Here is a 21,792-nt window from a genome sequence, read left to right on the forward strand (position 1 = left end):
AATAATCTTCATTATCAGGTAATATTTATTTAGCTACCTTACGACCCACATTGATTGAAATGAAGTGTAGCCTACAAATTCGCGAATACTTCATAAAACGAGGTTAAATGGAATGTGTACGAGTTTATCAATAACAGATAGCCAAAATAATATTTACCAAGGGCGAACATTAGAATTAACGGAAGACCTACCCTCTTGGATAACATATTATCCTGCGAATACTTTTTTTCAGAAAAAAGCCCCTAACGGGGAAAATGGTATTAAATATACATCTAAATTCGATATTCTTGCGATAACGACCGAAGTTTATTTTGATGGAGACAACCATAATATATTCCAGGGGTTAAATAGTGCAGGATTAACGTTTAGTGCAAATATGATTTCTGAAGCAGAGCTTACGCCAATTAATCCGGAAAATTATTGTCTATCATTACCTGTTACTGCATTAGGTGAATGGGCTTTATCCCTTTTTAGTCATGTTGATGAAGTTAAAAAAGCGGTTGAAAATGGTTATTTTTGGTCCCCTATTCTTGTTAATTTTAGGAATTTAACATCACCATTCCACTATGCTTTTTATGATAAACACGGTGGTAGCATTATTGTTGAAGCCGTAAATGGCAAATTGCAGGTTTTTGATAACCCTACTCGTGTCATGACTAATGGACCTGATTTTCAATGGCATTTAAAAAACCTGAATAATTATACTCAGTTATCAAACCTAGATATATCAACAAATTTACTGGGTAATATTCGAGTTACTCAACCTGATAGTGGTATTGCAACATCAAATCTACCTTCGTCGGATACGTCTGTTGGACGTTTCATTCGAGCAGTTTTTTATAGCACTTATGCGCCAAAAGTTGGCAATGCAAAAGACGCTATGATTACACTCGCCCACATTATAAATAATTTTGACCGTACTAAAAATATTACAGTTGATAATATGGGGGAAGGAGAAAGCACTCAAAATAGTTTACTTTCTGAATATACTGTTTGGAGCTGCTTGTCTGATTTATCTAATGGTGTAATGTATATTAGAGGCTATGGTGAAATGAATTATAATCAATATTCAATTAGCCAATTTAGTAGTGCAGGAAAACCTGTATTTCAACAACTGAATATTTATTAATTTACAATTGCAGAAGATAAATACTAGGTTATCTTCTGCTATCTCATAAACCTATTTTATCGTAGCATCTTCATACCTTGGTAAAGCCTTTTCAATTTCACCTAATGCAAAGGCTAAATCCACAGCTGCAATAACTGAACCCGTATAAGAATCAATATGAGCAAGCTCGGCTGTTAATAATGCAATTTCTGCGGCATTAATTTCAGTCACTGTTCCTAAACCATTTTTATAAAAATCAACACTGGCGGTATAACTTAATTGAGTTGTTTCGACTAAGTTTTTCGCCGCTTTATTGGCCTCAACAGCTGATTTTAGTGCATTCTCAGTTAAACTCATCTCTCGAATCGCCATTTCTTGGCTTTTCCGTAAATTCTCTTGGGCAATAAGAATATCCGACTGAGCATTCTTCATACGTGCTTGCCTTATTCCCCCTTCATAAAGCGGGATACTGATACCTATCAAAATATTTGAAGATGAAGAACTTTGGTTGATACCCGGTAGTCCTTGCACATCTAAACGACTGTTTCCCCCGGCGACTGCCCCTGCTAAATAGACTTTAGGAAAATAGTCAGATTCCACAGATTGGGTCGTTTTCATCGCTGCCAGTGTAAGTTCATAGTTAGCAAGCACATCAGGGCGCTGGGCTAACGCATTTCTGATCCGTTCGTGAGTCAATGGTGCGATATTATCAGGCAAAACATCGTTATCATTATATTGAATATTAATTGTTTTCAGTGGGGATATACCGATGGTAGAGAGTAATAATTGGTATTGATCTCTTTCTTTCCCTTTAGCTAATACGTTCTGAAACTCTAATTGTGAAACTTGCTGCTTCGCTAATGCAACATCCAGTACGGTTGCTAGCCCACGCGCTTTTTTTTGCTCTACGGCATACAATAAGCGCTGGCTTCGCTCTAAAGCTTCATAAGTTATTTTTGTTTTTTTTTGTGCTGCACCATAAGCATAATAAGCAATGGTCACATCATGAATAATTTTTTGGTGAAGTAAATTAAAGTTAAGGTCAGAAGCTAAAGATGCATGTTTGGCTGCATCAGTTAATGCTCCTCGCTGACCAAAATCAAACAATAGCCATTGAAAAGTTATCGCAGGGATAAAAACATGATTAGAAACATCAATTTTATCGACCAAATCATTATGTGGTAACTTCAACGTTCCACGTTGATAGCCACTTAATGCTGTTGCAGTTATAACGGGTAAATAGGTACTTTCAACCATTCCCACATTGGTTGCAGCTTTTTTAGCAAGCTCCCAAGTAATACGTGTTTCAGGATTATTTTTTTGTGCGACATCGATAAGGCTTGCTAGGTCATATTGCTCTTTAAATACTTCGTTATGTTCAGCATATAAATTCTCTTCAGGGGAAGAGATATATGTGTCAGTTTCATATTGTAAAGGCTGCGGCGTTTTATCCATAAATGAACGACTCGTATCGACACAACCGACAAGAAAAATGCTGAATATCGAGATGAGTAAATATCGTTTTTTTTCGTATCTCATTGATTGGGTCATTGTCATTACTTCTCGCTCACTAGTTCTTTAATGACTTGCTCTTTTTCTTGAGCCGATAAAGTTGAAGGTATCGTATTTAATACATCATATTTCAAATCACTGGCGGATTTTAAATTTGTATTCGAATCAAAATGATCTTTATGGTTAAAAGAAATAAATTCAGACGAATAATTTTGGTAACTATCTACTGAAACCTTGGTTAAAAATTGGTTTAAAAAATGGGTTAAAGCCCCCCCTTTATCTTTAAAGTGGGTTTCGAACATTAATAAATTAATATCATCTTTTGTTTTAATAACGCCCTCATTGATTGCAGCAACCAAACTGAGAGCCTCGACATTGTTATCATAAGATTTTAATTTAAGTGCCGCATAACTATCTAGAATATTTCTAATTTGAGAGTTAACTGTAGTCATAATAGAGACCGGCCACACTTTAGTGAACATAATGTACATGACAACATTACCTAATAGGATACCGAGGATCCTATCGGAGGCAACATCCAGATCATAGCTCGGTTTAAAACCATGAAGAACGGTTAATAAAAATGCCAGCCCAACTTGGACTCCGGCATAGGATATACGTTCATTACCCGCAGCCACCCATGCAGCAGGCAAAATACAGAAAAAGATGAGCATCATTAAGCTAAAAATATCGGATAAATGAGGGATAATATACACAAGCGAAATAATCCCGATTAATGCGCCAATTAAACACCCTATAATACGCAGCGTTAGCTTATGTACTGTTTCACCAACAGAAGTCAATGCAACAACGTAGCAAGTGATCATCGCTGTGTGGATCCCCTGCCATTCAAAATAGTCATAAAAAACATAGCATATTAGTGCAGCGCAGGTTGTTTTGATGGCGAAATATTTATGGTTTGGATTTGTAAAAGCGTCTTTAACAAAAAAGGGATTTTTAGCTTTAGGGTCACTACTCACTTTCTTTTTAAATAGGATATCCTGAAAATCAGCCAGTATTTGCTGGTTTTCAAGGTGATTACTTTTCTCGCTTTTTAGCGTTTCCAATTGTTCAATTTGGTTTTTTTCCAAACACTGCGCAATAAATTGACATTTTTCCGCAAGTAATAGACGAATTTCAGCAGAAGTATCATCGGGTAAATTTAAGGACATGATCAGTATTTCATACGAATTATCAATCATGCTATCTAGCCACTGGATTTCCTTTTTTCCTTTTAGAAAAAAGAGTTTGATGAGCATTAGGTTCCGCTTACATTCAGCCTGCGTACTTAGCGCGTCACTGATTTGAATTGAATACGGAATTTTCCCTAAAAAAAATTGGTTTGCAGCCAAAAAACGCTCAGCTAGCTTATTCATTAATAATTTTTTAGGGCTAATCCCAAAAAAGTAATTAAAGATAACCACCAATAACATGGGAGATACTGCCATTAATAGTGCGTATAAAAGCCCTCTTGTTGCGGCATCGCCAAAAGGAACATCATCAATCAATGTCATCAGAAATGCGATTACAAGGGCAATTAAGTTACCAATATCACCAAGGCTACTCGCTGAAGACAAATACATAAATAACCCTGAGAAAAGGGCCATAAAGAAAAAACGCAACATCACATTTTGAATCGTAAAGTTAAACAATATAAAGATCACACAGACCGCTATACTGCATAGCACTATGACACCAATACATAACAGAATATTTTCAATCGCATTGGCTTTAACAAGGTAGATAATTAAATAACAGCTAATCGCCGATTCTGGAATTTCATATAACATCGCAATGCCAGCCATTAATGCGCACAGTAAAGCAATCCGCCATGTGGTTGCGAAACGAAAATTAAATGGCAACAAATCTTGTTTTATTTGTTGAAGAACCAGTAAAGCTTTAGCAGTCATCATCTTGGGATACAATATTAACAGTGGCAGTCGCACCAACACGCATCAGATTTTTCGGTGGATTTTCTAAAATTACTCTCACAGGAAAACGTTGTTCAACACGCACCCAATTTAAAGACTTGGGGACATAAGGTAAGTCTCGAGGTATATTCAGCAGGTCAGTAGACATTACCCCCCAACCAGCACCTTGTACTCGGCCTTTAATAGGTTGCTTATTATTAATCATTGAATAAACAACCGCGCAGCTACCCATTTGGATGTTGTCTAACTCTGTTTCTTTAAAGTATGCGGACACAAACCATGTCTCTGTATCAATTAAGGTAAAAACAGATTGCCCTGAAAGCACAAACTCACCTGCTGATATGGTTAGTCCAACAATATACCCATCACTTGGTGCCTTAATTTCCGTGTTACCCAATTCCCACTCAGCCATGGCGAGGGATATTTTTAATGACTCAACAAGTGCTTCTTCAGATTTAGTGTTATTAATTAATGCTTCTGATGCCACATTTTGTTTTTGAGCTTGTTTTAAGCTGACTTCTGCATCACGTTTTAAAGTTCGGGCGTCATCCACTTGTTGAGCGGTGACAAAACCTTTCGCCAACAATGGCTCTAAACGTTTTAAAGACTGAGCTGCCAGTGCAAGGTTAACTTGTGCACGTTTTATTTGCTCTTCAGCCACTTCAGAATTTGATGTTTCAGCGACAATGATCCTCTTCTTGTTGCTTAACGCCGCCTCTGCAACAAGTAACTCGGATTTAGCTTGGTTCACTCGTAGAGCATACATAGTCGGGTCAATGGTAAATAATCGATCGCCTTTTTTGACTTCCTGATTTTCTTTAACATAAAACTGGCTTATCCGTCCCGGAACAACAGAAGAAATGTTAATTTTATTGGCCTCAATCACGGCCTCTTCACTTAGTGGGTTCAGAATCGATGATTGCAGGCTTTTCCATAGTAATAGTAATAAAGCCACAAACATGCCGATTGAGAGAATGATGGCTATCTTTTTTTTATTTTTTATATTCATAATTTAATGAGAAAAATAAAGTAAGGATACGGTAATAGAGATTGTCAACAAGACACCAAAGTAAAACATCAGAGGAAAAGGCAACTTATCATCAATTTCTAAATAAACGAGAACAACACGCAATAATATAGCGCCAACCAATCCAATTAAGACACATAGCATCCAATAAGGGAAATAAGCGCCTAACATTGGGAATAATGGGGAATGTCCTTGGTTGCATCCCATTAACAATAAGGATAGCAGGCTAACACTGATAATATGGCGATATTTTCTAATTAAGCTCAAGATAACTCACCTATCATATTATGATTAATTAACTTATTAATTAATCACTACTATAACTCTTTTTAAATAATAATCGAATGATAAATCGAAAGTTTATTAAACCTATACAATGAAATGAAATAAAAAAATGAATTAAAGATACATAAACCAGCCACCAAATGCCGATACTCATCCCGAGAGAGCAATAGAGGGTTACTTCAAAAGCTGTTTTTACTTTATACCTACCGGTAAAAATGACTAAACAAAACGCCTTGTATCGCAACTGGCTTATGCGGATAACCCTGAAATGTAGTGACAGCTTAGCATTTGTTTATCCGCTGATTTAAAATACCAATTAACCCGCTATTTACCTCTCACCTTGCGTATCAACCAATAAGCGCTGGTTAATATACTCAATCGTCTCATCTATCGTCATGATTTTATTCACAACGTTAGTAATTCCTTGCCCAATAATGACTTCAGCTTGGCGCAAATTAAACAACTTACCGTTTGGAATTGAAGATTCACGGATACCTCGATTTATTTCTTGATAAGCCAGTGGCATCCATGGGTAGCGATAGCAAACCTCTTGATTATGGCTGAAATCTTGATGATTACTGTTGCCCCCCAATAAAATGAGGTGATCCATGACTATTGGTGAATAAAGCCAACGATAAAATTGTTCTGCATAATGCGTTTTTTGGCTATAGCGAGATACCCCTAATGCCCCACCTCCCAATTGAGGAACTCCCCCTGGTACAGAGGCGAAACCAATTTTAGGAAAAATATTACTGTGAGCAACATCGTTAAATAGGTTCATATAAGCAATCAGCATAGCAAGTTTCCCTTGCTCAAATTGATTGACTGATTCGCTCCACCATTTATTATGAATATTTTCTGTAATAGAAACCTGATGGAGGTATTCATCTAATACCTGACCCGCTAATGGCATTTCTAATCTAGGAATATTACCATTACTTATTAACTTTCCACCTGCCGCGTAATACCTTAATAAATACTCAGTGGCAATTAACCCTGCGCTGCCTAACGTCGTTGATGCACCGATAGGCCTTAAAAACTCACCTTCTTCATGTAACTCTGTAAAAAATTGGGTTACCTGATCGTATTCAGCAAAAGAAGTCGGTACTATTAGTTCTTGTCCTGTTTTCTCGTAATACATTCTTTTTAAAATAGGATCTTCAAAGAGATCTTTACGATAAAATAACATTTGTGCGCTGGCATCAAATGGCATTGCATAAGCAGTATCATTCACCAAACTAAATTTTTGCTGTGTCGGTAAGGAAAAGTTACTTAATAAATCAGTCACCCCATTCCCTACTTTATCTAACGGTTGCAAGATGCGTTCCGCAAACCAAGGAAAGCAGGCCATATCGATACGTAGTAAATCATAATAAGGGTGTAAGTGGAGCTGCCCTAAGATTTGGTAAACTTCATCATAAGGATAAACTGCTAAATTAACCTTAATTCCTGTTTGTCGATAAAAATGTGGCAGTAGTTTTTTAAGTGCGTTTGTTGAAGGGCTGGGTAAGATGAGTAAATTTAAGGTTGGATCGGATTTATTGCCAGTAATTATTGCCGATGTTGCCGTATAAAGGTTACCACTTTGATTACGAACGTAGACAGTATTCTTCCCCACCGTTTTCTTTTCGTGATCTTCTCTCATCAGTTCATCGACCACTTCCAACCCTAATTGTGCATAGTTCATTGGGAAACAATGTAACCCTTTTAGTATCGGAGGAATGTTACCACTTAAAGCAAAAATTGCAGGGCAATCACCTTCACTACCAAAAAAACTTGCTTGGGTTAAAAAACTAGCTTTTTCAATGTCTTCAGCAACAAATAAATCGGGTATTTGCTCCTCAGAGAAAAAATCAAAAGCCGCCTTGTAAGATTCATCATTAGAAGCACGAATAATAATAAATTTTTTATTCGGGGCCTGCTGTTTAAGGTTATTTTGTAACTCACTGACAAAGGTGGCGTGTTCTAAATCACCATGATCATCACTAAAAATACCCACTAGCTGGCTTCGACTTGTCGCGATGTGTTGGCAAATGGCATCAGCTGCCTGAGAGTAATCCAATGTGAAAAAATGGTAAGCGTTTGCAGGCTGACGATAAATAAAAATAATTTGAGAAGCGGCTAATTTTAAGGTGTCAAAATAGATAGCGGCATCTTGCAAACAACTGACTGCTACGACTTGCTTATAGCCGCCAGCCGCAATTTTTTGTAATGCATCTAGTTCTGTCGTTTCCAGATCATCCGTTAAGAATAGATCATAAGTTATCTCTGGATACTGAGCCATAGATTGCCTAAATGAATTAAAAAATATTGCATACTTATCAGACACCAATTGCGGTAATAGTATTGCGACCTTCTGGCTCTTATTGGTTCTCAATAATTGAGCTTGTGTATTTAACTGATACCCCATTTGCTTGGCGGCTTTATAGACTGCTTCAATTTTCTCAACGCTCACATTCCCCCGTTTATTCAAAACATTAGAAACGGTTCCATGAGAAACACCTGCTAATTTTGCGATATCCTTGATTGTTGCCATTTGTCTTTTTCACCTTGATTGTTGCTGCCAATAGCATACCTGAATTATTCATCACGACTACTGATAATTGATTTGAACGTTCCATCTTTAATTGGCTTATAAAACAAACGAATAAAATAAAGATTACTCTTCTTACCTTTCTTTTGCAGGGTGATATTAAATAACAACAAAATCAATATTATAAAAAATAATCTTTGAATGAGATCACTGATCTAAATAACATTTATTGGCAATGATAACTCTCAGCATTATTATTGGAACGTTCAAATAAACTTGTTTTTTATTTGAACACCAACACCAGGGATCAAAAATTCCAAAATAAAACTATAAAATACAGGTAATTATTATGAAACTTCACTTTTTAGGCACCGCGGCTTCTGAAGGCATACCAAATCCTTTCTGCCGTTGTGAGCACTGCCAAAAAGCAAGAGAGCTTGGAGGAAAAGATATTAGAACCCATTCTTCCGCGATTGTGGATGATCTTATGTTGATCGATGTTTCCCCGACATTTAGCTATCAGTTAATGCGTGACGGAATGGATGCAACTAAGTTTGAAAGCTTACTATTTACCCATACTCACCCTGACCATTTTAATGTCGGCGATTTATTCAGCCGCATGGAAGGTTATGGCTTTGAAATTCACCATCCATTACATATTTTTGGTAATGACCGAGCAATTAATGGCTGCCTTGACGTTCTACCCGGATACAGTAAAGAGCGTTTCGATTTCCACTGTTTAATCCCTTTTGTCACCGTCGAAAGAAACGGTTATAAAATTACGCCATTACTTGCAAACCATGCCAAATGGGAACTCTGCTATGTCTATCATATTGAAAAAAATGGAAAAGCTATTTTTTATGGACATGATTCAGGTTGGTTCCCTGAATTAACATGGAAATGGTTGGAAAATAAACAACTTGATATCGTCGTATTTGAATGCACTTACGGGCTCAATGGGAAAAATCGTACAGATAATCATATGAGCCTAGAAACCGTCTTTGCAGCTAAAGAAAAACTGCAGCAACAAGGCTGCCTGCATTCAGAAACTCAAATTGCTGTTTCACATATTTCCCATAGTGGCAAATTACTTCATGATGAATTAGAAGCGGTTTGTGCACCTTATAATATCCGCGTTGCTTATGACGGATTAACGCTAGAAGCATATTAAGAGGAAAACTAATCATGGATATGAAAATAACCTCTCGCTTACTGATCATGATGTTTGTGCAATATTTCATGCAAGGCGCATGGAATATGACAATGGGACTTGTGTTAAGTACTTATGGGATGGCAAACATCATTGGTAATGCTTACGCTTTATTAGGTGTAGCAACCATTATTTCCCCTTTATTCATTGGTATGGTTGCTGACCGTTTCTTTGCTTCACAAAAAGTAATGGGAACACTGCATTTAATTAATGCGGCCGTTATTCTATGTGTTCCTCAATTTATTGAGGCACACAATAGCGGCATGACCCTGTTTATGATTTTTATTATTGGGCTACTGTTTTATCCAACAACTGCGCTTTCTAATAGCATCAGCTTCTCTCATATTAATGGTGTGAAATATTTCCCTATTATTCGTGTATTTGGCACATTCGGTTTTATGGCTATCGGATTTATATTAGGGGAAATGGGCTTCTCGGGTAGTACCATGACTTGGTATATCGCATCCGCTGTTGCTGTATTACTAGGTTTCTACTGCTTTACTTTGCCAAATACACCACCAAAAGCGAAAGGTAAACCTTTCTCCGCTAGAGATATTCTATGTTTAGATGCACTTTCATTATTTAAAGACCGCTATTTCGCTATCTTAATGTTTAGTATCTTTGTATTAATGATACCGAAAACAGCTTACTCCGCTTATATCCCTGTATTTATTAAAACACTTGGATTCGATAATGCGGCATCTATCATGCAAATTGGTATTGCATGTGAAGTCCTATTTATGTTTGTGCTGTCATTCTTCTTAATGAAGTTCGGTTTCAAAATCACCTTACTTCTTGGCGCGGTAAGTTGGATTATTCGCTCAATGTTATTCTCCTATGCCGCAGTAGATTCCGGTTTCTACTTCATTATTTTCGGATTGATGCTTCAAGGATTATGTTGGGACTTCTTCTTTACGGCAGGTGATATCTACGTTGACCGTAAAGCCAAACCTGAGATCAGAGCGCAAGCTCAAGGTTTACGCTTTATTGTTTCAAATGGCTTTGGCTTATTATTTGCTTCAACAATTTGTGGTGAAATCTTTAATTCAACTGTCACAGAAACAGGTAGCGCAGCATTACCACAATGGGGAACATTCTGGCATTACCCAGCTATCGTCGCCGCGATTGTCACTGTTTTCTTTATTTTCTTCTTTAAAGACGATGTGTCTAAAAAGAAAAATGGGGAAAGCGAAAAACCAGCAAATCGCGTTGCAGCACAATAAAAATTAAGGAAAGGGTAAGGTCACGTCAGGAGCAAGCCATGGATTTATTTATACAGTTTGTTGACACCATTGGCCCTTTATCACTATCAAGTATTGCTAAACTAGTTGCCGCCTTCATTTTAGGCGGCTTAATTGGCTTAGAACGTGAATCAAAGGGAAAACCTGTTGGGTTTAAAACTTGTGTTATTATCGCCGTTGCCAGCTGTTTATTAACCATCGTTTCTATTCAATCAGCGGAGTATTACGCCAATATCTCTGACAATATACGTAGCGACCCAATGAGATTAGCTGCACAAATAATTAGCGGAGTGGGATTTCTAGGCGCTGGTGTTATATTGCATCGTCGTGATGATGCCATTTCAGGTCTAACAACTGCAGCCATTGTTTGGGCTTCAGCCGGTGTTGGAATTGCCTGTGGTTCAGGGTTCTACTGGCATGCTATCATCGTTACAATTCTTTTTTTCTTAGCAATACAACTCAGTCCTCAAGTTGCTTTATTTCAGATGAGAAACCAAAAACTAGGAAAAATTAAAGTTCGAATGCTATTTACGCATGAAAAAGGTGTCCCTTTGCTTATTGAGTACCTAAAAGGTCACAAAGACTTAATTGAAAATCTCACCATCAGAGATATCAAGAAAGAGCGCGTCGAGGTAAATTTAAAGCTATTAGTACGCCAAAAAATCACTTTGCCTGAATTTTACTGTTCCTTAAAACAGTTGGAGTATGTCCATTCTGTTTCTTTAGATCACTAATTCTTTCTTTTTCAAAGTGATATATTTTCGCTAAATAAAATGTAAATTATTTAAATAACCTGTTTATTTTAGCAGGTTATTTATCTATAAATTACCCATCGACACTATAAGTGCCGTAAATCCTCCGGAATATTCTTTTTTAAAATACGCCAAAAGTCCTCTGCAGTTTTATTTAGCCGTGTATCCATACGGTAGATATAAGCTTGGATAGGTATCGTTAATTCCGGCGTATCCAGACAAACGAGTTTTTTTTCTTTCAATTCATTCACTACAGAATAAATGGGCAACCATGCTATGCCATGGCCATCCAACGCCATATTTTTTAATAACTCACTCATTGATGACATAAAAAGTGTTTTCGAATTGATCGTACCAAATTCACTTAACCGACGATTAACTAACCTTCCCATATATGAAGCACTTGTGTAATTCAACAACGGCACTTGAGGTTGATAGATATCAAATAGCGGCTTACCATGCTCATCTGCGGCACAAATTGGGTATAATTCAGATTCAAATACATTCAATGAGGAAAATGGAGATTGCATGAGATCTTCATCATAAAATGAGATAATAAAGTCACTCTTCCCTTCTCTCAATGCGTTGACAACCTGTACGACATCAATGGCTTCAACATGGTAAACAAACTCCTCACCGTAACCGGACAGCCCATGGACTAATTTAGGCAGTAATGTTAATGACAACGAATGAGCGGCAGCAATTTTAATATTTGGTAGACTCAATACATTGTGGCCGGATAATTCATTTAAGTTACATTCCAGTTGTTGTAATAAACTACGCGCTTGAGAATGAAAAATTTTTCCCTCTTCGGATAACTGTAAAGGGGAAGTCGTTCTATCAAACAATTCAACGCCAATAGCTTCCTCTAACGCTTTAATACGACGGCTAAATGCGGGCTGAGAAATATTTCGTTGTTCTGCTGCATGTGAAAAATGTCGGCACGACTCTAGTGTTAAAAAATCATATAGCCATTTTGTTTCTATATTTTTCATCTTATTAAGCCTTAAATTGACTTGCTGTTAAAATATAAGAAATTAAAAGTATTTTTATTGATATCTTACGTTAATAATTAGTTAAACAACCAAACCAAATTTGTAGTTACATTATTTGTATTATGCATAGCCCTACTATTTAAAACATTAACAAAAATCAAAAATTAATTTTATTTAAATTATTCACATCATAAAACCTAGTCTATTCAGGCTCTCAGAGCAATTTATTAAAATAATTTTATTTTAAATAAAAAACTTAATGCATATCTTGCATCAACCCATACTTACTTGCATTTCTCATCCGAGATAAACATTGATAAATATTAACCATAGGTTAGGCAGCAATATTTAATTTAATAATTCTTTTAATGCCAACCGATATGTTAAATAAATGAAGAAAGATAAGCATTTATTGATTTTTATTTTATAAAAAGGCTAATGAAATGCAGGGGTATTAAAATGAAAGGTTTAATTGGTGTATTAGGTGGTATGGGACCTGCCGCTACTGTCGATTTATTTAATAAATTCGTTAATTATACCGTAGCAAATAGAGATCAAGAGCATATCCCTTTAATTATATCATCTATTCCTGATATACCGGATCGAACAGAGGCGCTATTAAACCATGGTGAATCACCTCTACCTTTAATGACAGACTATCTAAAAAAATTAGAAAATGCAGGTGCAGAATGTATTGTTATTCCTTGTAATACCGCACATTATTGGTTTAGTGAACTAAAAGATATTTGCCACGTCGATATGCTAAGTATTGTTGAGACGACAATGAAAGAAGTGCTAGCAACCAAGAAAAAAAACATCGGATTACTTGCAACAAATGCCACTATGTATATGGGGTTGTATCAAAAAAATATAGAGAGTAAGCATTTAAACTGCATTACCCCTGATAAAGAAAGCCAAGACAATGTTATGGAAAGCATTTATTTATTAAAATCAGGGAATAAAAAAATGGCTGAGTCCATTATGAAAAAACAAGCTGAGGCATTATTTTCCCGAGGTGCAGAAATTATTGTTCTTGGCTGTACTGAAGTTCCCGTCATTCTTGAAAATGAAATAAATAATTATCCAGATAAATATATCGACTCAACCAGTACCTTAGTCAGAGCAAGTATTCACTGGTATGAAAGTAGAGTCGGAAAACAAAATTTAATGATAAATAAAAATATTTAACTTTATATCAAATATCAAAAATTAATTTTTAATATTACTAATGACAATATATTGTCTATTGGAGACGATTATGGTTTGGCTAGAAATCATTGTTGTATTAGGCGCAATATTCTTCGGTATACGTATGGGGGGAATTGGTATAGGACTCTGCGGTGGATTAGGATTAGCCGTTTTAACCATCGGGTTTGGTCTACCTATTGGCTCCCCACCTGTTGATGTCATTCTGATTATTATGACCGTCGTGGTAGCAGCATCTGCATTACAAGCTGCGGGTGGGATGGATTATCTCGTACGCCTCGCCAGTAAGTTTATGCGTAAAAACCCTAAGTACCTGAATATTATAGCACCAATCATCACTTGGGTGATGACTATCATGGCTGGTACAGGCTTCATTGTTTTCTCTATGCTACCAGTGATAGCCGAAATCGCAAAAGATTCAGGTATTCGGCCATCCAGAACATTAGCAGGCTCAGTGGTTGCATCACAAATTGCTATTTCAGGTTCACCAATCAGCGCCGCAATGGCGGCAATGTTGACAATAATGGAAGGCAATGGCGTTACTTTCATCGTTGTCATGTCAGTCTGCTTACCTGCCTCTTTTGTTGCAGCCATGGTTGCGGCATTTATTGCATCACGCCAAGGCTGTGAACTAGAAGACGATGAAGTTTATCTTGAGCGCTTACAAAAAGGCTTAGTCCATAAATACGAAGAAAAAACAGGTGAAAGCACCACCAAAGAAAAGCTTTCAGTTGTCTTGTTTATCATTGCCACTGTCGCAATTGTCATCCTTGCTGCCTTTCCGCAGTTGCGTCCCGGCTTTGATATCGGCAAGCCTATGGGTACTCGCGATATTATTATCATCTGCATGTTAAGTGCAGCATGTTTGATGGTGATATTCTGTAAAACATCCCCAAACTCAATCGTTCTCGCACCCACTTTCCGTTCAGGAATGAGTTCACTCGCGGTGATATTGGGTATTGTCACCTTAGGGACAACGTTTGTTGATGCACACATGGACCAAATTAAAGCGATAGCTGGAGATGTGTTATCTGCATATCCTATTTTATTAGCTTTAGTTCTGTTTTTTACTTGTGCATTGTTATATTCACAAGGTGCCACAACACCATTAATTATTCCGTTAGCTATTGCCTTAGATGTTCCCACATGGGCAATTTTGGCCTCTTTTGTCGCCGTCACCGGGGTATTTGTCTTACCCACTTACCCAACATCATTAGCAGCAATTGAATTCGACTCAACAGGGTCTACTCGGGTTGGAAAATATATTTTAAATCATCCTTTTATGTTACCAGGCCTAGGTGGAATTATTGCAGGTGTCGCCTTCGGTTTTATCATTGCACCAATGATTGTCTAACATAAGGATGTGAGGCATCCACATATTTACAACAAGATAACAAAATGATTTTTTTGACAAAATGAAGTTAAACCTTGGCTCTGTTTGGCTTTATACTTTGCAAGATTGGCAAAATACAATAACAAAGTATAAAGCTATTTTTTTAATGCCTTTTTTAATGTCTATTAAGCATATCTGCAAAGAAAACATAATTAACAACACATAAAAATACCCAATTATTCTATTCAATTTTTTAAATTAAATTTTATAAATTAAAAATAACGTTTTATTAACCATTTTAATTCTCTTTATTTAATGTAAATTAAATTTGTTTTCATATAAAAGTGTGAGCTGAAATGTTTTTGCATAAATTATCCGCTTCTGAAAATAGTTAAAATAATTATACTCGGTTTCATATTCATTTCTTGAAAAACGAAAAAAGGAATGAAATAAAATTTTTATTATAATTTTCATTACGTTACAAAATCACTTTTGACAGTCTCATTTTCCAATGAAAGTACTCACTTAGGTGACTAAAATTAGGAGTTAAATCACAAGTTTTAGTTTTTTAAATTCATACTTTCAAAAATGACGACGTCGTCATATTAAAAAGAATTTATTTTCTCTATAACATTAAACAACCATTTTTCTTACATACATATCATTATTGATAGTTAAGCGTTAAAAAAACTAAAGCAAATGCGTTATAAAAAAACGCTTAATGTTGACGTCAACATTAGGGTTAACAACTAGAAAGAGGTTTTAGAACATGAGCAACCTACCTGAAAAAATGAAAGCTGTTGTTTGTCATGGGCCACATGATTATCGCTTTGAAAACATTAAAAGACCGGCACCAGGATTTAGAGAAGTTGTCATCAAAGTTGATGGATGTGGGATCTGCGCTGGCGACTGTAAAGCCAATGATGGCGCTCAAATGTTCTGGGGTGATGACCCATGGATCAAAGCACCAGTTGTACCTGGCCATGAATTTTACGGGCGCGTTGCTGAACTCGGTGAAGGTTCCGCTGAAAAATTCAAATTAAAGGTAGGCGACCGCATCTTAGCTGAGCAAATTGTTCCATGTTGGGAATGCCGTTTCTGTAAATCAGGCAAATACTGGATGTGTGAAACCCATGATATTTACGGTTTCCAAAAAGAAGTTGCCGATGGCGGTATGGCTGAATATATGCGTTTTTCAGAGCGTGCCATTATCCACAAAATCCCTGATGAACTGTCTGATAAAGATGCCGCATTAATAGAACCGATGGCTTGTGCTATCCACACCGTACGCCGTGGTGATATCGATTTAAATGACGTCGTCGTCATTGCTGGTGCAGGCCCACTTGGACTATGTATGATCCAAGTCGCCAAATTAAAAACACCAAAAAAATTGGTGGTTATTGATGCGATCGATGAACGTCTTGAATTAGCGAAAAAATTTGGTGCAGATGTTGTTATCAATCCACTAAAAGAAGATGCCATCAAATTAGTCAAAGATATGACGGAAGGCTATGGCTGTGATGTTTATATTGAAGCAACTGGCGCCCCAATTGGTGTTACTCAAGGACTAGAAATGATCCGTAAGCTTGGTCGTTTCGTTGAGTTTAGCGTGTTTGGTAAAGAAACAACCGTTGACTGGTCAATCATTGGTGACCGCAAAGAACTTGATATCCGCGGAGCTCACTTAGGCCCATATAGTTATGAAGTCGCTATTGACCTATTTAGCCGTGGCTTAGTTAGCGCTGATGATATCGTTACCCACTTCTACTCCATCGATGATTGGGAAGAAGCCTTTGTCATGGCGAAATCGGCAGACTCAATTAAAGTCGTCATCAAGCCATAAACATATTTTTAACTGGTAGTAATAATTGATAATTCAAATAAACACTAAACAAGTAAAAACCCTACATATAATTAAACGCTCTTTTAGGAGAACATCTTATGCTGAGTAAATTTAAAAAGTTGGCTGTAGCTGCAAGTGTACTGACTTTAGGTATGGCTTTTAACGCTACCGCTAAGCCAGTTTCAGTGGGTATGTCATTTCAAGAATTAAACAATGAATATTTTGTCACCATGAAGGAAGCCTTAGAGAGCGCAACGGGTGATATGGGTGCACAACTATACATCTCTGATGCGGCTCATGATGTATCAAAACAAACCAGTGATATCGAAGATATGTTACAGAAAAAAATCGATATTCTGCTAATTAACCCGGCCGATAGCGTTGGTGCAGAAACGGCTGTACTGGCTGCGAAAAAAGCGGGCGTTGTGGTTATCGCTATTGATGCCCAAGCAAATGGTCCGATTGACTCTTTCGTCGGTTCTAAAAACTATGATGCTGGCTTAATGGCGGGTAAACGTCTAGGTGAAGCATTAGGCGGCAAAGGTGAAGTGGCCATTTTAGATGGTATCCCTGTTGTGCCAATTCTTGAGCGAGTTCGCGGCTTTGAAGCAGCGATGAAAGAATACCCAAATATTAAAATTGTAACTAAATTGAACGGTAAACAAGAACGTGATACCGCGATGAACGTTACCGAAAATATGCTGCAAGCGAACCCAACTCTCAATGGGATCTTCAGTGTTAACGATGTCGGTTCTTTAGGTGCACTAGCAGCGATTGAATCTTCTGGTCGTGATGTCAAATTAGTGAGTGTTGACGGTTCTCCTGAAGCCGTTGCTGAAATTGCCAAAGGTAACTCTCCATTTATTGCAACTTCAGCGCAATTCCCTCGTGACCAAGTGCGTATTGGTTTAGCAATGGGCTTAGCAAAATACTGGGGTGCCAATGTTCCTAAAGAAGTCCCAATTGATGTTAAATTGATCGACAAAACCAATGCAAAAGATTTCCACTGGTAATCGCTAGTTATCAATAACTGATGTATTGCACCTATATTTCTGATGTTCGGTGCAATACATTTTCATAAATATTAATTATTAAATGCATATTGGAATAAAAATTCCCAATGGCTTTGTTACCCATTTTTAAGCAGTTGAGAAATATAGGGAAGCAATATGATGCAATTATTAGCATTAAAAGATGTCAGCAAAACTTTCCCTGGGGTTAAGGCGTTAGATAATATTAATCTTTCCCTCGAAAAAGGAGAGGTTCACGCATTATTAGGTGAAAACGGCGCAGGTAAATCAACGCTAATGAAAGTGTTATGTGGAATACATAAACCTGACAGCGGACAAATCCTGATTGAAGGCAAAGAGCACACCTTTCATAACTACAGAGATGCAATCAAAGCTGGCGTAGGTATTATTTTCCAAGAATTTTCTCTTATTCCTTATTTAAATGCTTTTGAAAATATATTTTTAAATCGAGAGTTAAAAAATAAGTTTGGTTTATTAGATAGAAAATTAATGCGAAAAAAATCACAGGAAATCTTAGCTGAGCTGGGTGTCAACATTAATATTGATGAACCTATTAGCCATTTAAGTATCGCGGAACAGCAGTTTGTTGAAATCGCAAAGGCATTGTCTTTAGACGCTAAAATTTTAGTATTAGATGAACCAACTGCAACATTAACACCCAATGAGGCAAATCATTTATTCGATGTAATGCGTGATTTAAAAGCTAAAGGGGTTGGAATGTTTTTTATTTCACATCATTTAGAAGAAATTTATGAAATCTGTGACACCATCAGTGTACTGCGTGACGGACAATATATTGGGTCACGTAAGGTTGATGAAACAGATTTAGACGTTATTATCGAAATGATGGTTGGCCGTGAAGTTGAAAATATTTATCCTCATAAACGTCAGTTTAATGAACAAGAAGTTATCTTAGATGCTGAAGTTCAGCGTTTTTCATATAGCCCAACTAACCACCTTCAATTAAAAAAAGGTGAAATTCTAGGGCTTGCGGGGTTGGTCGGTTCCGGCCGTACAGAGACTATTCTTGCCATGATTGGTGCTGATAAAGCATACAAGAAAAAAGTTATTTTAGAAGGCAAAGAAGTTAAAGTTAAATCGGCTGCGGCTGCGCTGCAATTAGGTATCGGTTTATTACCCGAAAGCCGAAAAACCCAAGGTCTTGTATTGCCCTTCTCTGTTAAAGAGAATATATGGTTAAACAATCATGCTCAAAAATTATTTTTAATTCAAAATAAAAAAGAACTCACTTTATCTATTGATCTAATTTCCCAAGTAAAAGTTAAAACACCAGAGCCTCACACTGCAGTTTCTACTTTAAGTGGTGGAAATCAGCAAAAGGTTGTTATTGCTCGCTGGCTAAATAAACAAGCCAAAATTCTTATTTTCGACGAACCCACTCGAGGAATTGATGTTGGGGCAAAATCAGAAATTTATCAGTTAATGCGCTCTCTAACTGAAAAAGGAATTTCCATTATTATGATTTCATCGGAGCTACCAGAAGTTATTGGTGTCAGTGATAGAGTTTTGGTTTTTCGAGATGGCGAAATTGCCGCTGAGTTAACTGGAGACGAAATAAACTCAACTCAGATTATGGTACATGCGGCCGGCAATATTATATAGGATAACGACTATGTCTAATCAAAGTGCAATTCCATTAACTAAAAATAAATTTAGTTTTTCTAAGTTAACTAAAATACCTGCATTTTTACCACTTGTTGGTTTAATTCTTTTATTTGTCTGCATGTCCATTTTTAATGAACATTTTTTAACTGTAAATAACCTTTCGACTATTGCTCGTCAGGTGTCTATTAATGCCATTATTGCTATCGGTATGACATTTGCTATCTTAACCGGTGGAATTGACTTATCCGTTGGTGCTGTTATGGCACTTTCTGGAACCTTGATGGCTGGCTTAATGAAATATTATGGAATGGATCCCTATGCAGCCATTGCTCTGGGGTTATTATCCGGTGTTGCTTTTGGCTTTATTAATGGGATTTTAGCGGCTTATGGTAAAATGCCGCCCATCATTGTCACCTTAGGTGCCATGATCATTGCTAAAGGTCTTGCCTTAATTTATACCGGTGGCTATCCAGTTTCAGGATTACCTCAAGAATTTGCTTTTTGGGGACGCGAAGAATTAATGGGGATCCAAGTTCCTATTTTATTAATGCTTGGCCTTTATCTTATTTTCTATGTTGTACTAAATCATGTCTCTTTTGGCCGCTATATTTACGCGATAGGCGGTAATGAAGAAGCCGCTCGTCTCAGTGGTATCCGCGTTGAACGTTATAAAATGTTAGTTTACGTCATTAGCGGCTTTACTGCGGCTTTCGCTGGGTTAATATTTACTTCTCGAGTCATGAGTGGACAACCCAACGCAGGGGTAGGGTTTGAGTTAGATGCTATTGCTGCAGTCGTACTCGGCGGCGCTTCAATCGCAGGGGGCCGTGGTATGATCATTGGCACACTCATTGGCGCAATGATCTTAGGTGTACTCAATAATGGTTTAAATTTATTAGGTATTTCACCTTATGTTCAATATATTGTAAAAGGCTTAATTATTTGGGGAGCGACCTTAATTAGTTCAATGAAACGCTAAATAAATAGTTCTTCATAACCATTAAAATAGGCAGGTATCGTTACCTGCCTATTTATATTTGTCATACTTCAAGTTGTATGGGTGTTGACTGCGCTCGCATACAACTCGAATTTTTTAAAGTACACATAAAAATCATAGTGTACTTTATTTCTGATTCTTATTAATAAACAACAAGTTTCCCATCAACAAATATTTGTTTAGTCTTATAATCTTTATGTGAATCTCGCTCTATCTCAGAAAACAATAAATCTGTAGTTAATTCCCCAAGATATACCGAATCATGATGTACACCAGAAATAGATAAATGGTAAGTATCTGCATAGGGTGGTAAATCAACAGAAAAATAGCGGCATGAAAGGCCTAATTCTAAAATAATTTTATACATTCCTGCTGTAATAATTCCATTCAACCCAACGATATACATATTAGGTGTGTACAGCTCTTGGACTTTTTTCCTTAGATAATCTTCATCATTCTTATTAAACATATAACTACTGTATAAAACGTTAATATTTTTTCTATTTGGAAAATTTTCATATATACCCGCTAAACGAGATAAACTAATTTCTGAACCTTCTGGCCCTGAAACAATAAGTGTATTCTCACTATTTTGTTGGTTAAGAAACTTCCCTGTTAAGGCGCCTATTTCAAAGTTTTTCAAGAATAAACCCGAATACTTATTTTGATAACCATAAATTGAACGGTCAACAAAAACCAAAGGTACATTATGTTGGTCAATTAATGATAAGTAACTTGGTTGATAGTCTTTATCGTCACGAACTGGCGATAGTAGAATGCCACTCGCCTTGTAACTGACTAACGTTTCAATTGCTGTTTTTTCTGCTTTTTCATCGCTATCTGAATCAAAAATCATGACTTGATAGCCTTTTTCTTTCGCTAAGCGTGAAACTGTTTGAATAAGTACCACATAAAATGGGTTAAATGTACTGTCAGTGACCACACCTATTATACGGCTATTTTTATTTTTCAAATTACGCGCAAAAAGATTTGGAACATAATTGAGTTCTTGTGCAATAGCTAATATTTTATCTCGAGTTTCTTTCTTTACCATCTCAGGATGGTTAAATGCTCTAGAGACTGTAATATCAGTTACATTAGCACGTTTGGCTATATCAATTATCGTTGTTGAGCTATCTTGTTTTGTCATAATTATACTAGT

General features: G+C 36.7%; 17 protein-coding genes. 10 read left to right on the forward strand and 7 right to left on the reverse strand.

All coding sequences use genetic code 11. From position 1 onward, the window contains the following. Positions 1-112 precede the first annotated feature (112 nt). Positions 113-1,129, forward strand: coding sequence for a linear amide C-N hydrolase (locus tag PSF28_RS04350; protein ID WP_272684699.1), 1,017 nt, complete (start codon positions 113-115; stop codon positions 1,127-1,129). A gap of 51 nt (positions 1,130-1,180) precedes the next feature. On the opposite strand, the gene PSF28_RS04355 is transcribed toward PSF28_RS04350, so the two are convergent. The 5 genes from PSF28_RS04355 to PSF28_RS04375 all read right to left on the reverse strand — a co-directional run bounded on the left by PSF28_RS04355 (position 1,181) and on the right by PSF28_RS04375 (position 8,399). Then, positions 1,181-2,665, reverse strand: coding sequence for a TolC family protein (locus PSF28_RS04355; protein ID WP_336298957.1), 1,485 nt, complete (start codon positions 2,663-2,665; stop codon positions 1,181-1,183). After that, positions 2,665-4,533, reverse strand: a complete 1,869-nt coding sequence (locus PSF28_RS04360; protein WP_272684701.1) for an FUSC family protein — start codon at positions 4,531-4,533, stop codon at positions 2,665-2,667. The genes PSF28_RS04355 and PSF28_RS04360 overlap by 1 nt, the downstream gene beginning before the upstream one ends. Next, complete coding sequence (gene mdtN, locus PSF28_RS04365; protein WP_272684702.1) at positions 4,520-5,560, reverse strand: multidrug transporter subunit MdtN; 1,041 nt, start codon at positions 5,558-5,560, stop codon at positions 4,520-4,522. The genes PSF28_RS04360 and mdtN overlap by 14 nt, the downstream gene beginning before the upstream one ends. 3 nt (positions 5,561-5,563) lie before the next feature. Next, the gene (locus tag PSF28_RS04370) at positions 5,564-5,845 is read right to left on the reverse strand and encodes a YtcA family lipoprotein (RefSeq protein WP_210836952.1); all 282 of its coding nucleotides are present in this window, start codon (positions 5,843-5,845) and stop codon (positions 5,564-5,566) included. A 346-nt stretch (positions 5,846-6,191) separates the two neighbouring features. Beyond that, a complete protein-coding gene (locus PSF28_RS04375) occupies positions 6,192-8,399 on the reverse strand; it encodes an extracellular solute-binding protein (RefSeq protein ID WP_210836951.1) in 2,208 nt (735 codons plus the stop codon). 346 nt (positions 8,400-8,745) lie between these two features. Here PSF28_RS04375 and PSF28_RS04380 point away from each other — a divergent pair, with 346 nt between their 5' ends. The 3 genes from PSF28_RS04380 to PSF28_RS04390 are packed head-to-tail and all read left to right on the forward strand — an operon-like array spanning position 8,746 to position 11,581. Then, positions 8,746-9,567 (forward strand): MBL fold metallo-hydrolase, encoded by an 822-nt coding sequence (locus PSF28_RS04380; RefSeq protein WP_109911954.1) that lies wholly within the window; start codon positions 8,746-8,748, stop codon positions 9,565-9,567. Between the two features lie 14 nt (positions 9,568-9,581). Beyond that, positions 9,582-10,829: an MFS transporter gene (locus PSF28_RS04385; RefSeq protein WP_210836949.1), complete on the forward strand. Its 1,248-nt coding sequence runs from the start codon at positions 9,582-9,584 to the stop codon at positions 10,827-10,829. Positions 10,830-10,867: 38 nt separating this feature from the next. Next, positions 10,868-11,581 carry an MgtC/SapB family protein gene (locus tag PSF28_RS04390; protein WP_210836947.1) on the forward strand — a complete coding sequence of 238 codons (714 nt, stop codon included), beginning with the start codon at positions 10,868-10,870 and terminating at the stop codon, positions 11,579-11,581. Between the two features lie 104 nt (positions 11,582-11,685). Here the strand turns inward: PSF28_RS04390 and hypT are convergent, their stop codons facing one another. Continuing rightward, complete coding sequence (gene hypT, locus PSF28_RS04395; RefSeq protein ID WP_004914205.1) at positions 11,686-12,594, reverse strand: hypochlorite stress DNA-binding transcriptional regulator HypT; 909 nt, start codon at positions 12,592-12,594, stop codon at positions 11,686-11,688. Between the two features lie 459 nt (positions 12,595-13,053). On the opposite strand from hypT, the gene PSF28_RS04400 reads away from it, so the two are divergent. The 6 genes from PSF28_RS04400 to PSF28_RS04425 all read left to right on the forward strand — a co-directional run bounded on the left by PSF28_RS04400 (position 13,054) and on the right by PSF28_RS04425 (position 20,612). After that, positions 13,054-13,782, forward strand: a complete 729-nt coding sequence (locus PSF28_RS04400) for an aspartate/glutamate racemase family protein (RefSeq protein ID WP_272665517.1) — start codon at positions 13,054-13,056, stop codon at positions 13,780-13,782. A 70-nt stretch (positions 13,783-13,852) separates the two neighbouring features. After that, positions 13,853-15,154: an anaerobic C4-dicarboxylate transporter gene (locus PSF28_RS04405; RefSeq protein ID WP_210840494.1), complete on the forward strand. Its 1,302-nt coding sequence runs from the start codon at positions 13,853-13,855 to the stop codon at positions 15,152-15,154. Between the two features lie 748 nt (positions 15,155-15,902). Continuing rightward, entirely contained in the window at positions 15,903-16,976 is a 1,074-nt protein-coding gene (locus PSF28_RS04410; RefSeq protein ID WP_210840190.1) for a zinc-binding dehydrogenase, read from the forward strand. Positions 16,977-17,128: 152 nt separating this feature from the next. Beyond that, a complete protein-coding gene (locus PSF28_RS04415; protein ID WP_370661211.1) occupies positions 17,129-17,989 on the forward strand; it encodes an ABC transporter substrate-binding protein in 861 nt (286 codons plus the stop codon). A gap of 156 nt (positions 17,990-18,145) precedes the next feature. Beyond that, positions 18,146-19,630 carry a sugar ABC transporter ATP-binding protein gene (locus tag PSF28_RS04420; protein WP_136134811.1) on the forward strand — a complete coding sequence of 495 codons (1,485 nt, stop codon included), beginning with the start codon at positions 18,146-18,148 and terminating at the stop codon, positions 19,628-19,630. Positions 19,631-19,640: 10 nt separating this feature from the next. Further along, positions 19,641-20,612 (forward strand): ABC transporter permease, encoded by a 972-nt coding sequence (locus PSF28_RS04425; protein WP_004905244.1) that lies wholly within the window; start codon positions 19,641-19,643, stop codon positions 20,610-20,612. A gap of 160 nt (positions 20,613-20,772) precedes the next feature. Here the strand turns inward: PSF28_RS04425 and PSF28_RS04430 are convergent, their stop codons facing one another. Then, on the reverse strand, positions 20,773-21,780 hold the full coding sequence (locus tag PSF28_RS04430; RefSeq protein WP_210840189.1) for a LacI family DNA-binding transcriptional regulator: 1,008 nt from the start codon (positions 21,778-21,780) through the stop codon (positions 20,773-20,775). Positions 21,781-21,792: the final 12 nt, after the last annotated feature.

Origin of the sequence: Providencia sp. PROV130 (assembly GCF_028482225.1) — a bacterium.
Classification (GTDB): domain Bacteria; phylum Pseudomonadota; class Gammaproteobacteria; order Enterobacterales; family Enterobacteriaceae; genus Providencia; species Providencia rettgeri.